Source organism: Belliella marina (assembly GCF_042682445.1).
Taxonomy (GTDB): Bacteria; Bacteroidota; Bacteroidia; order Cytophagales; family Cyclobacteriaceae; genus Belliella; species Belliella marina.
On record NZ_JBHUHR010000050.1, the window covers coordinates 4,033 to 17,389 of the forward strand.

The following is a 13,357-nucleotide window of genomic DNA, read 5'->3' on the forward strand; positions in this document are numbered from 1 at the left end:
CGGATAGTCATTTATGCTTGCAAAAACATAGGAGTCTATTGACTTGGTTTTGTTAGCCAGCTTCAGATCGCAGTATAATTTATACAGCTTCACTTTGCCAACCCGTATCTTATGCAAATCTGACTTTTTCAGCAGAACCTGAATATTAGAGGTCGTGCTAGAACTTGCCCCCAAAAAAGAAAGGTTTTGTCTCTGGGTTTTCTTTTCAAATCCAAGATTTCATCACCTATCCCAATTTTTTCATCTATACAAAACTCTGCATTCAGCCTGTTTTTTTTGCTGTCTGGCTCAAAAAGTGGCGAAATTGTGTGGTTTTCACGATCATGGCAGAAAAAAAAACCATGGACTATATCATCAGAATTCCGCTCATCACTTTTGATATTTACGATGAATCAGAAGTCGACAAGCACTTTGGCCAGGTAAGGGATGCCATCAAGGTTTCTTCAAAAGCACTTTATGAAGAAATTGGGGAAACAACCTACAGCCAACTCCCCCACCATCTCAAAAAAAAGGTGTTCAAATACTTGATTAGGGGAAAGTACAGGGCTACCCCCTTTGGGCTGTGGGTAGGCAATGGTTTGGGGAAGTTTGGGGAAATGAATCAATTCTATACCAAGAGGAAGGCGATCGAAAAATCCATCTGTCCTAAAGCCATTGATGTCCCGACCAGTGATATCGACATTCTTGACGAAAACAGCCATTTTATATTGAACAAAGCATTGAAGCCATATTCAAGTTACTATGGCATTGAAGTTTTTTCTCTGGAGGTGGAAAAATGGGCAAGTCTTATCATAGGGGGACATCCAGTTATAGAATTTGTCATAAAACATCTCTCGTCCAACCCTTCCACCAATTACCATGAATTTAAGAATTGGTTTGACGCTATCGAAGAAACAGAGATATTGGAATTATGGAAAAACCTTATCACTTCCCAAATAATTTTGGCAGAACCTAAACCGGAAGCCCCCAACCATACAGATCACAGTGAATTGTTTTTTGACATGTATCTGGAGGATTCCGCTACTTTGGATTCAACAGTAAAGCATCAGTTGGATTGTCTGGGGGACGAAATAGGCAAATTATTCTCCAAATACAACAGTCCCTACATAGAACAATTCAAAAAAATGTTCCAGGAGAATTATGATGATAGATCTGTCCCTTTTCCTGAAATATTTGACCCCTTGCATTCCCTGAGTGAATTTTTGTTGGAGGGAATCATTGATGATCAACAACAAGATCCAAACCACGAGATTCCAGACAGCCTACTCCTTGGGAATGGTATATCGGGTGAGGTCAACCTAAAAGGCAAAATCGATGAAGAGCCTATAGAGAACCTCCATTCGATCACCTATATGTTCAGATTCAACAAAGACCAGGAAGTGGTCTTAGAAAATATCGTCTGCAACAAACCGTTGGTCTACCTTGGAAGGCATGACAAAAGGGGGGATTTCAAGGCATATGCCGAAAATCTGGGCAGTAAATTGTACAGCGGAAACAGGGACTTCGTATCTTTCTGAACCTATGCATTTGGACGAACCCTATCATCAACAATATTTATTCAAGATACAACTTCATCAAGGTTAGCGTTTTTCTTTCAAAAATCAAAAAAGCCCCGTTTAAGAGGCTTTTAAAAACAGGTGAGGCTATAACTCACTAATCATTTACTTTCTAAAATCCGTTTAATAGCTTCATTCATCTGCATCATTGTCTCCATCATTTTCATCATTACTTCTGTTTGGTTTTTGTCAGCATAATTGGCTCTGACATTTCCAACAAACGAAAAAGGAGAATTGGTTAAGTTTTCGATCACATAACCGGGTTGTGTAGTTACAATTTGAAGTGGATCTACATTTAAAAATTCCGCAACTTTCTGTATCAAATCTACAGTGATTTTACTTTCCCCTCTCTCGTATTTTGTGTATGTAGATTCTTTTATCCCAAGAAAATCAGCCACTTCTAAAGCTTTCTTATCCCTTAGTTTTCGGAAGGTGGAAAAATTTCTTCCTATATTTTTATTTTCAAGTATGGTGAAACCTGAATACTCACTCTCTCCCATGATTGCTCTTTTTTTATACTAATTTATAATGTTTTTTAAAATTTAAAAAGTAAGAAAACCTACTTCTTTTATTTTTTCCTGAAAGAATATTAAAAGTAGTCTTAAACTACTTTTAATGAACTCTAAACTACTTGATTAAATCTGTTTTCCAAAAACAAACCTTTAAAATTGTGTATGACATTAGTTAAAGTGCATAGCGATAGAATTGTACCTTCTTATTTATTCAGCAAGTCACTGATGTCATTCAACAATACTTACCGAATTTGTGATTCTTTATTCAAGCTTAGATCAGTTTGGTATTGTAATCCAGTGATCCACTCCGGCCGCTCAGCCTTCGACATCCTCTTTGAGCGCAAGCCAAAGAACCCTATCTAAACCTACTTTACCAATGCGAGACGGGGCATCTACTTAGATACGTTTTTCCAAGGTCGATACGCCATGGATGTACCCGCACCCTTTCCGAAACTAAAGCTACTGCAGGAGCACTGTCGGAAGGAACCATATTCTAATTTCTTAGCTATCAGGAACTTTTCCTCGATCTCACATCATCTGTAAAAACGTAAGTTTTTGCAGCTTGACACACCTATGTCTTTATTCTGCCACTGGCAGATCAGAGCATAGCAGAACGATCCGAAAAGTACAGCCATGGTCATCCAAAAATGACTGAAGGATACCATTGTGTCAAATTTTAAATCAAAAATTTCAGATCTAAGATTTTCAACCACATCCCCCGGCCAGTGTCTTCAATTTCTAACCCTAAAAACAAGTGATGCTAAACTGGTTGGCAGCGGTCCACAATTGCTGCGCACTGCGCTGGGGTTTTATATAAGATGCAAGAGTCAAGACTTAAGACACAAGACTTAAGATACAAGACTGATCACTTGATGATTGACGATTTAACAAACCCTTCTTACCCTCTTCAACCTATAACCTAATCCTCCACGCCTGTACGCCGTGGCGTAGCGGACAAGTTCTTCCAATCTTAAATCACAAGGCCTCCCCGTCCAACTTTCTTTATAAGGTTAAGCGATGAATATAAACCCAGGTAGTACGGGGACACAGAAGGTGACGATGCTACAGGACGGCGGAGTGGGGCTGTGCACAGCCCTGGCCGGCGATGATTTTATACCGTAATGGCCGGTCACCTTTATTATAAGAAATGAGAATAGAAGGTTGAAGCGAAGAGCTAGTGGTGACAAACTATAGGGATTCATAAAAAATAAAAGAATGAAAAAATGAAAAAGATATTTACGATAATCATATCGATAATTGCGGGAAACATGGTTGTTGCCCAGTCGATTCAAGGGTTGGCATTTGAAGATGCCATTTCTGATGGACAAAACAGGGAAAACAGTGCCTTGATATACTTTAAATACACTAAGTATTCAGATCGTGATGCAGACACTTTGAAAGTAGAACTTTGGGATCATTATTTTGGAAAGCTTGCCAAAACACATGGATACACTTTCAAAAATATCCCCCTAAGAAAAGGATCTATGCTTGAAGGGCTCTTTCCAAGTAGTGATCAGGTGATAACTGTCCAGATTGCCGATCTCCATAAACCCAGTTATATCAGTTTGAGCTTGAGTTCCAACAATACGATGGAAAAGTTTCTGATCTTTCCCGGAGACAGCATCAAAATATATTCGCAGCCATTTAGGAACATCTTGACTTTCTCCGGTCCTTCGGCTCCATTATTTGAGTGTCAGCGTGCATTGAGAAACCAAAGGCTTGCCGATGCCTTTTTGCGACCAGCAAAGTATATCCATCCTAACCAAGCAAGCCGAAACACTTTTCTTGATAAAAAAGACAATAGCGCAAAATATGATCAAGCAAAATTAAACTTTGGGGAAGTATTGGATCTTTCTGTTGTTGACAATACATATCTAGAACGCTTAAAGTCAAATACCCAAACCGTTCCAACTGGAGGAGTATACCGCATCTTGGAGTTCTACAGAGATCAAATCAGCCAAGAGGCATTTGATTTGCTCCTGGCTGATGAAATCGGCTTTCTTTACAATAGATTAATCAAGGATTGGTCAAGTGCCTACTCTTTCAAGAAAATTGAGGGCGATACTGAATTTTTACAAAAGCTGAAAGCGTTCTATTATGAAGAAATACATCCATTAAACTTTGGTTTTGATATCGAAACCATAAAGAACTCCACATATTTCAAAGACTTTTTGATTTCTAAATCAAAGGCTGAAAGTAATATTAAAGACCAACCTATCTTCAAAACTCTGGGGCAATACCCTGATGATATTCGCGATTTTCTAATTGGAAAATACCTGTTCAACAATTTTGGACAGCTATCAAATGGGACAGAAATCCTCAATGATGTGCTTACCTATGTAAGAGAGCCCTACATCAGACAGAAACTTGAAGAACTATACTCCAAAAAGGGAAGCGGTCAGGCTGTAAAGGATTTTGAGTTTAAAGACATTGATGGAAACCTTGTCAGACTCAGTGATTTTAAAGGCAAAACAGTACTTTTGGATTTTTGGTTTACGGGCTGCAAAGCCTGCATCAATTTTTATGAAACATATCTTTCACAAGTCGAAAATCACTTTGAGGAAACAGATGGATTTGTTCTGGTTTCCATCAGCACCGACAAGGATCCTTCCAAATGGAAAAACAGTGTAGCCGGTGGACGATACAGTTCTCCCACAGGTGTGAATCTTTACACAAACGGAGAAGGTTTTAACCATTCATTTTTGATTGATTATAACATTACAGGAGCACCCTATCAACTACTGATAGATAAAGATGGCAGGATGATCCAATCGGGAGGGCTACAGGTAAGCCATGAAAAATTGATTCCGCTTTTGGAAGCACAAATAGGAAGTATTAACCAATAAAACACAATATGAAGCGAATTTTACAATTACTGATCCCCATCATTTTGGGGCTTGGCTGTCCTTTGCATGCCCAAACGGAGAGCCATGAAGTCAAAGGGCTTGTGATGTCCCATGAGAAAGAGGTACTGCCCGGTGCAGTGATTACGGTTGACGGTAGAAGCTGGGGGGCTGTATCTGATGAAGTGGGGGAATTTGTCTTAAGACTCCCGTCCGGAACATACCTTCTCAAAGTAAGCTATCTAGGCTTCAAGCAGGAGGAAATCCAAATCTCAGTACCACTGGAGCAAAGCCTAACCATCCAGCTGGAAGCCGATGCCTACGGACTCGATCAGGTAGAGGTGGTCTCCACGGGCTACCAAGAGATCCCCAAGGAGCGTGCCACGGGATCATTTGTACAGGTAGGGGAAGAATTGGTGAATAGGAGGATCAGCACCAATATACTGGACAGGCTTGAGGATATCACACCTGGACTAATCTTCAACAGGGGACCTGGCGAGAGCCTGAGCATCCGGGGAAGGAGTACCCTGTTTGCCAATACCAGCCCATTGATCATTATCGACAATTTCCCCTATGATGGGCCTCTGGAGAATATCAACCCCAATGATGTGGAAAGCATCACGGTGCTGAGGGATGCTGCTGCGGCCTCAATCTGGGGGGCAAGGGCAGGCAATGGTGTGATCGTCATCACCACAAAAAAAGGCCGTAAGGGACAGACTCCCAAGGTTAGTATCAACAGCAATATCACCAGTATCGCAAGGCCGGATCTGTATTACAACCCCGTCATGAGTGCTTCCGAAGTCATTGACATGGAGCTCCTGTTGTTTGATAGAGGTTATTACAACAGTGCCGAAAACAACCTAAACAGCCCAGCCTTATCCCCCGTAGTGGAAACCTTGATAGCCCAACGGGATGGCATTCTCAGCACCAATGAAGCCGACCAGGTCATCAATGGATACAGAAATCATGATTTCAGGGATGACCTAAACCGGTTTTATTACAGAAACGCCATCAACCAACAACACTCTGTGCAGGTAAGGGGTGGTTCAAGCCACCATACCTACAGTTTTGCAGCAGGCTATGATAAAAATCTCAACAACGTGGTCAAAGATGACAATGAACGGTTGACTCTTAACTTCCAAAACGGATGGAGTTTATTGGATGACAAACTAGACGTTTCCTTGGGCTTATACTACGTTCAGGGGATTGCCAACAACAGGACCGAAGTTCCGGATGGATATGCCTATGAAAGGCTTGCAGATGATCTTGGCAATCATCTGCCCTTGAATTTTGGCTACAGTAACAAATACCTGAATAGCATAGCAGAGGATGGGCTTTTGGATTGGCGGTATAGACCCTTGGATGAAATCGGAATACTGGGAAATCAAAACCGTAATAATGATTACAGAATAAATGCCCAAGTCAGCTACAAAATCACGCAAGATCTGAAAGCTGAGGTACTTTATCAATATTGGCAAAATAGCCGTATAGCCGAAACACTTTCCCCTTTGGCAAGCTACTCTACCCGGAATACTATCAACAGATTCACCCAGAGGGAAGCAGATGGCGAGATCAGCAGACCTGTCCCTTTGGGGGATATAATGGGCAGGAGAAACACTTTGGGAGTCAGCCATAGTTTCAGAAGCCAGCTGCGTTACAACAAGGTTTTTGGGGAAGAGCATGTGATTTCTGCCTTGGGGGGATTTGAGGCCAAAGACCTTCAGACGGAACATCATGCCAATACGTATTATGGCTACAGGCCGGAATACGCCAGCAGTGAACCTGTGGGTTTCACCATTCGGTATCCATTGTACCATAGCGGAAGCCTATCGACAATCCCCAATGGGAATAGCCATTCAGGACAAGTAGATAGATTCCTCTCCTATTATGCGAATGCTTCATACACATTTAGAAGGCGATATATACTGACAGCAAGTGCCAGGAAGGACGAGTCCAATCTGTTTGGGGTGAATGCCAACCAGCGTGGTGTTCCTTTGTGGTCAATTGGTGGTGCCTGGGTATTGAGTGACGAGGCTTTTTACAATTCCGGTCTGATTCCCTATCTGAAGCTGAGAAGTACTTTGGGTTATAATGGCAATATTGACAAGACCCTAACGGCATTCACCACTGCAAATTATTTTTCAGGTAGTGCCAATAGCCTGACCAATCTCCCATATGCACGTATCACCACTCCCCCCAATCCAGATCTGAGATGGGAAAAGATACAGATTTGGAACAATGCCATCGACTTTGCCAGCAAGAACGACAGGTTTTCGGGTTCTTTTGAGTTTTACCTGAAGCATGGACAGGACCTGATTGGGGATATGCCCAAGGCATCTTCCACGGGCTTCACACAGTTCAGGGGAAATTTTGCCGAGACATTGACAAAGGGGATTGATTTCCAATTGAACAGCAAAAACACTGTAGGGGAAATCAAATGGAGCACAACCTATTTTCTCAGCTGGGTGGATGAGCAGGTCAAATCCTATAGTCTGGAGAGTTCGACCAGAAACTACATGCAGTACTTTGGGGTATTCCCCATGGAAGGAAAGCCTCTTTATGGGATTTTCACCTATGAATGGGCAGGCCTTGACCCTGACAATGGAGATCCTTTGGGGTATGTGGATGGTGAGCCAAGCAGCAACTATACCGCCATTCTCAACGGTGCCAGCTTAGACGACATCCGCTACCATGGACCGTCCCGACCGAGTGTTTTTGGGGCTATAATGAATACAGTAAGTTACAAGGGATTTTCCCTTTCTGCCAATATCAGCTATAGACTTGGCTACTACTACAAAAGAAGTTCCGTTCTCTACTCCAATGTGCTACAGGGACGAAGAGACCATGCAGATTTCAGGTTGAGATGGCAAGAACCCGGAGATGAATTAATAACAGATGTACCTTCCCTCCCGGCAACAAACAACGCAAACAGACAATTCTTCCACAGTCATTCGAGTATAAGAGTAGAAAAAGGAGACCATGTTAGGTTGCAGGATATAAGGTTAAGCTATTCATTCAAAAAGGAGCGGCAAACATGGCTTCCTTTCCAGCATGCTGAGATCTATGGTTATGCCAATAATCTTGGGGTATTGTGGGCTGCCAATGGCGAGGGGTTGGATCCCGATTTCCGGACAATGCCAGCTCCTCGGAGCTTCGCATTTGGAGTAAGGTTGGAGTTTTAGGGGTGACGAGATATAAAAAGCAAAAACCTTGGAGATTTTTTTAAACTTCAATGGTTGGTGTGAGATATGAAAATTATAAGCAAAAAAATTAAAGACAATGGATATGAAATCAATAGCAATTAAGACCGGGGTATTGGTGGTCTTTTCATTATTGGGAGCCTGTGATGGTTTTCTTGATGAAAGACCCAACAAAAACATAGTGATCCCCAACCAATTAGATGATCTACAAGCCTTGATGGATGCCAGCAATTGGGGCATCCATAATAGTCCTGAAATCAATCTATTGAGTGGTGATGAATTGGTCGCCACTTCAAACGCATACTTAGTATATAGATTAGACGAACAAGAAGCTTACAAGTGGAGCGAGAGTTTCTTTGAGAATCGAAGTAGCGACTGGTCAACACCATATGTACAAGTTTTCTATGCGAATGTGGTCTTAGAAGAAATTACAAAAATAGAAGTTGAATCCAATGAAGAATTGATCAAAAAGCATGAAATAACTGGAAGTTCATTATTTCTACGTGCCAATGCGTTTTACAATCTCCTGAGCCAATTTGCCCCTGCCTATCAGCCGGGGATCAACGATAATGCTTTGGGTATCCCGCTGAGATTGACTGCCAATATCAACTCAACTGCAGATAGGTCGGATCTCAAAACATGCTATAACAAAGTCATCGAAGATCTTCTGCTTGCCTTACCCCTTCTCAGGGACACAAACGCATACAAGAGCAGACCATCCAAAACCGCTGTCCATGCCCTACTGGCAAGGATATATCTGGCAACAGAACAATACGGCAAAGCTTTGGAACATGCAGATAAAGCTTTGGACATGCAAAGTACATTAATGGATTACAATACCATCAATGCTTCCCTCAGGTTTCCCGTCCCCCAGTTCAATGAAGAAGTTGTTTACCACAACCATATGTCTAGTTATATTTTCAATGCATTGACCACCACGGTTGTCAATCCTGAAATATATGAATCCTACGAAGAAAATGACCTGAGAAGAGATGTGTTCTTTTTGATCAATGCTTTTGGGGCTGTATTTAAAGGAACCTATTCGGGGACCAATTCAATATTCTCGGGTTTGGCCACAAATGAACTGTACCTGATCAAGGCCGAATGTGAGGCAAGGGTGGGAAACCCGCAGGTTGGTTTGGATGTACTGAATAATTTGCTGGAAACCAGATGGGCAAATGGGACATATGAAGAAAAGACCGCCCAAGGGGAAGGCATCCTGGACTTGATATTGGAAGAACGTAAAAAAGAGCTGCTATACAGGGGACAACGTTGGTCAGACCTGCGGAGGCTCAATAGGGATCCAAGGTATGCCAAAACCCTTAGGAGAACTGTACAGGGTGAGGAATATGTGTTGGAACCAAACTCAAACCGCTATACACTCCCCATCCCCATGGATGAAATCAACAATAGTGGGATTGCCCAAAACGACAGGAGCTGATGTCGACAAATACCCTTAACGATTTTGAATGTATTCTATTGATCGATGACGACGCCTTATCCAACCAATTGAGTAAAAACCACTTGAGAAATATCGGATATTTGAACGAAATCATTATTTTTGAAAGAAGCCTCGATGGGTTTGACTATGTAAAGGCGAAAACAAAAAAAAACAACCCCATAAAGTGTTCTGTTTTGATCTTTATAGACATCAATATGCCCATCCTTGACGGATGGGGCTTTCTAGAGAGATTTGATTCATTTGAAGAACATGAAAAGGAAATATTCAGGATTATAGTCATGGCCAGCTCCCATGACCCCAAGGATATCAAAAAAGCCTACAAGGATAAAAATGTCTCCGGATATATGGCCAAGCCTTTGTCGGTGCATTTCAAGGGCTGATGAGGTTAGGATGTTTGAAACCATCAAAGAGTAAATGACCGGAGAGTTGTTTATAATCACCAATTACTTTTTAAAAGCCTCTTAAACGGGGCTTTTTTTTTGTTTTTACCTTGAAAAATACCAAGTAGTTGGTATTTTTTGTTACGGGGGGAATTGGTAGGTTTGGAAGATTAATGATGGTAATCTCGATGAATTATAAATCGGGCTTTGCTAGTAATTATAGTCAATATTAAATTCACAATCTAAAATGAAAAAACTGACAATCACTCTTTGTTGTATTTTGCTTTGGACTTTTCAAGGCAATTCACAAAATCTTATTGTTAAGGCTAATTCAACTCTTGAAATATCTGACAATCTAATAATTTTGGACACACTTGAATTAAATGAAAATTCAATCTTAACATTCAAATCTAATGTCCATACCTGTCAAATAATTTGCAATTCATTCATTGCTAAAAAAGGAGTTAAATTAGTCGGTACCGGGAGTAATGGCAATAATGGTGCATCAGGTACGAAAACTGGAGAAGCTGGTAAAACAGGCAAAAATGGAAATGACGGAGTTAATCTGCAAATAAAAACAAATACATTCACTTTTTGTGATTTGATAATTGAATTAAGTGGTGGAAATGGAGGCAATGGAGGTGATGGTGTAAAAGGAAAAAAAGGACGAAATGCTAGTTGCTGTACAAGTAGCGCTGGCAATGGTGGTAATGGTGGTAATGGAGGCAATGGAGGTAACGGTGGAAAAGGAGGGGATATTACTATAATATTCCAGCAATTAAATTCTTTATGTGGGAAGACTTTAACACAGAATAATTTCAATGTTACGGGCGGCAAATTAGGAATGGCAGGTTCTCCTGGTGAGGGTGGGAAAGGAGGTAACAAAGCTAATAAATGTGCCCCAGGATGCAATTTTGATAAAGGGAAAAAGGGAAAGAAAGGTACAAAGGGAATGCAAGGTATTAATGGAGTAGTTGGGACAATTGCAATAAATCCGTAATCGATATAAATGAAAAACACTATCCAACATTTAACCAATCACTAAGCAAAACTTCTATCAAAGTAAAAATCTATCAGGGTCTTCAATAGGAATCGGGATGCTAGTGGCCGCCTTATGCGCCGAGTCATATTAACGAAAATCCGTATGGTGAAGTTTTTGCCAAGTAAAATAGTCGGATGCTTTTTACTTTTTGCTTCCGATTGAATCGGGACAGGCTTTAACACAAAAAAAGTGGTTTTATATGGTAATTATGATTTTTGGTGTTTTTGTAAAGCTCGATTTGGGTTCATTACAATATTGTAGAATTTTAACAATTGAAGCACCTATTATCTTCTTAATTGCCTCTCTATCTTAGTCTCCCAATTCAGAATCAGAGAGCCTAAGATAGGGACAACATCTGATAACCTATTGATTTTAATATATTTATCTATGTCTCTTCTTAGGTCAACGAGAGCCTAAGATGGATTCGGCAAGCGAATGAACAGACAGAATACACAGAGAGTAAACCCGTCTCAAAGATGGATGGAGGTGAAAAGAAATTTCAAACTATTCTCCACTATTGGAGCGTGACAGTCCTACGGTTGGCCATTAAATTTGAGGGGAGATGAATTTGGATATATTATATACTAAACAATCAGTTCCCTTCTCCAGGGGTATCCCTGGAGAAGGGAGGGACAGAGTTTATAGCTAACACTCCCTAATGTTTAGACAACGCACCCGTTTAAAGTCAAATAAATTCTCCAGAGCAAGCATCATAGGTTTTATTATAAACATTAACAAATGAGGCCCACGTTACTTCTAAGTCAGGTAAAGTAATATATCTTTGCTTTTGTTCAAACGTAACGCTTATTGAGATTCTATTGTTAACAGCATTATAACTAGTACTATAATTTAATAGATTATACTCTACGCCCATATCCAAATCGCTTGCCTGATGAAAAACATCTAAAACCCTTATCATCTGATGTCCATTATAATTATACCGTAATTGTACAAAAATTAAGTTATCATCAATAACATCAACCACTCCATTATAACAAGAAGGGTTTTCGTTGCTCTCTCTTCCTACAAACTTTTTAGTACATGGATCATAATGTTCTTGAAAATAAAAGATTTGGGTACTTTGATCATGTCCATCATCTCCGTTATGTACTCCTCTTACGATATGTTCTACAGTAACAAAAATTCTAATTTTACCATCAGGTAAATGTTGTCCACCTTGTTCCAAAATCTTTATTGTGCTTCCGCCATATATATTTTGTAATCGGTTCACTTGAACATTTACAACAATTGCTCCATTTGAGTTTTGATTAAAATTAAAGGAAACTGAAACAAGGTCACCGAGGTTATCAATATTACCACCTCCACTTAAACAACCTCCATAACCAGAATAACCGTTACCACCTCCAGGAATTGGAGCTTCGCAAATAACATCATTCGGGCACCCACTGCTTTGTATTGATAAATATTCTTCTAATTCAGATTTCAGTAAAGGTTGATCAGAGGTAATACATGAGCTGAAAGCAGCAGAAAACACAATGAGAAATAAAATGGATTTTAAATAATTTTTCATATGAATAAATATTAGTTGATAAAATGATAATTTAATGCTTTTCCATCAGTAAATAAAATAATAAAGATCACTAACTTAGTGATTTCTTGTGATATTCGACACTCTACAAACAAGTGGGTAGACTATTAATTATTCAGTAATCAGACTCATATTTTCCTAACATTATCTTCAAATAGAAGAAACAAAGCTGTTAAGAGTTATCCCCCAATCCCTGTTAGGCATAGTCCACTTTTTGGAAGCTTCAATTATTACTATTCCAAGTAATTAGTAAATCTTCAACTTCCAATTGGCATGATCTTTTTCTGCATCATGATTTAGTATTTTTATTAGCAAATAATAAAACTAACTTAATAAATTAATTTAATAAAACCAGTATAAATAGTTATAATTTTAGCATAAACTGCATTGCAAATAGGCATTTCCATTAGATGTTTATAGACATCAATATGCCCGTCCTAGACGGATGGGGCTTTCTAAAGAGATTTGATTCATTTGAAGAACATGAAAAGGAAATATTCAGGATTATAGTCATGGCCAGCTCCCATGACCCCAAAGATATCAAAAAAGCCTACAAGGATAAAAATGTCTCCGGATATATGGCCAAGCCTTTGTCGGTGCATTTTAAGGGCTGATGAGGTTAGGATGTTTGAAATCATCAAAGAGTAAATGACCGGGGAGTTGTTTATAATCACCAATTACTTTTTAAAAGCCTCTTTATAGGGGCTTTTTTTGGTTTTTACTGTGAAAAATACCATGTAGTTGGTATTTTTTGTTAAGATCGGAATGGTTATGTTTGGAGATAATTCGGAAATATCAGCAACACTTATGCGT

The 13,357-nt window shown here is 39.9% G+C and carries 9 protein-coding genes; 7 read left to right on the top strand and 2 right to left on the bottom strand.

Annotated features, from left to right (window positions below; translation table 11 throughout):
* Positions 1-323: 323 nt before the first annotated feature.
* Positions 324-1,517, top strand: a complete 1,194-nt coding sequence (locus ACFSKL_RS22315) for a lantibiotic dehydratase (RefSeq protein ID WP_376889514.1) — start codon at positions 324-326, stop codon at positions 1,515-1,517.
* A 140-nt stretch (positions 1,518-1,657) separates the two neighbouring features.
* On the opposite strand, the gene ACFSKL_RS22320 is transcribed toward ACFSKL_RS22315, so the two are convergent.
* Complete coding sequence (locus ACFSKL_RS22320; protein ID WP_376889516.1) at positions 1,658-2,056, bottom strand: helix-turn-helix domain-containing protein; 399 nt, start codon at positions 2,054-2,056, stop codon at positions 1,658-1,660.
* A gap of 1,235 nt (positions 2,057-3,291) precedes the next feature.
* Between ACFSKL_RS22320 and ACFSKL_RS22325 the strand changes: the two genes are divergently transcribed.
* The 5 genes from ACFSKL_RS22325 to ACFSKL_RS22345 all read left to right on the top strand — a co-directional run bounded on the left by ACFSKL_RS22325 (position 3,292) and on the right by ACFSKL_RS22345 (position 10,953).
* Positions 3,292-4,914, top strand: a complete 1,623-nt coding sequence (locus ACFSKL_RS22325) for a TlpA family protein disulfide reductase (protein WP_376889518.1) — start codon at positions 3,292-3,294, stop codon at positions 4,912-4,914.
* 8 nt (positions 4,915-4,922) lie between these two features.
* Positions 4,923-8,093 (top strand): SusC/RagA family TonB-linked outer membrane protein, encoded by a 3,171-nt coding sequence (locus ACFSKL_RS22330; protein WP_376889520.1) that lies wholly within the window; start codon positions 4,923-4,925, stop codon positions 8,091-8,093.
* Positions 8,094-8,196: 103 nt separating this feature from the next.
* Entirely contained in the window at positions 8,197-9,552 is a 1,356-nt protein-coding gene (locus tag ACFSKL_RS22335) for a RagB/SusD family nutrient uptake outer membrane protein (RefSeq protein WP_376889522.1), read from the top strand.
* Positions 9,552-9,953, top strand: coding sequence for a response regulator (locus ACFSKL_RS22340; protein WP_376889523.1), 402 nt, complete (start codon positions 9,552-9,554; stop codon positions 9,951-9,953). The genes ACFSKL_RS22335 and ACFSKL_RS22340 overlap by 1 nt, the downstream gene beginning before the upstream one ends.
* A gap of 247 nt (positions 9,954-10,200) precedes the next feature.
* On the top strand, positions 10,201-10,953 hold the full coding sequence (locus ACFSKL_RS22345; RefSeq protein WP_376889525.1) for a hypothetical protein: 753 nt from the start codon (positions 10,201-10,203) through the stop codon (positions 10,951-10,953).
* A gap of 727 nt (positions 10,954-11,680) precedes the next feature.
* Here ACFSKL_RS22345 and ACFSKL_RS22350 read toward each other — a convergent pair.
* Complete coding sequence (locus ACFSKL_RS22350) at positions 11,681-12,526, bottom strand: hypothetical protein (RefSeq protein ID WP_376889526.1); 846 nt, start codon at positions 12,524-12,526, stop codon at positions 11,681-11,683.
* Positions 12,527-12,954: 428 nt separating this feature from the next.
* Between ACFSKL_RS22350 and ACFSKL_RS22355 the strand changes: the two genes are divergently transcribed.
* Entirely contained in the window at positions 12,955-13,158 is a 204-nt protein-coding gene (locus ACFSKL_RS22355; protein ID WP_376889528.1) for a response regulator, read from the top strand.
* The last annotated feature ends 199 nt before the right edge of the window (positions 13,159-13,357 follow it).

Coding starts and splice junctions, on each gene's coding strand:
- ACFSKL_RS22350 (WP_376889526.1), bottom strand. CDS start 12,526: ATGAAAAATTATTTAAAATCCATTTTATTTCTCATTGTGTTTTCTGCT.
- ACFSKL_RS22330 (WP_376889520.1), top strand. CDS start 4,923: ATGAAGCGAATTTTACAATTACTGATCCCCATCATTTTGGGGCTTGGC.
- ACFSKL_RS22355 (WP_376889528.1), top strand. CDS start 12,955: ATGTTTATAGACATCAATATGCCCGTCCTAGACGGATGGGGCTTTCTA.
- ACFSKL_RS22335 (WP_376889522.1), top strand. CDS start 8,197: ATGAAATCAATAGCAATTAAGACCGGGGTATTGGTGGTCTTTTCATTA.
- ACFSKL_RS22345 (WP_376889525.1), top strand. CDS start 10,201: ATGAAAAAACTGACAATCACTCTTTGTTGTATTTTGCTTTGGACTTTT.
- ACFSKL_RS22320 (WP_376889516.1), bottom strand. CDS start 2,056: ATGGGAGAGAGTGAGTATTCAGGTTTCACCATACTTGAAAATAAAAAT.
- ACFSKL_RS22315 (WP_376889514.1), top strand. CDS start 324: ATGGCAGAAAAAAAAACCATGGACTATATCATCAGAATTCCGCTCATC.
- ACFSKL_RS22340 (WP_376889523.1), top strand. CDS start 9,552: ATGTCGACAAATACCCTTAACGATTTTGAATGTATTCTATTGATCGAT.
- ACFSKL_RS22325 (WP_376889518.1), top strand. CDS start 3,292: ATGAAAAAGATATTTACGATAATCATATCGATAATTGCGGGAAACATG.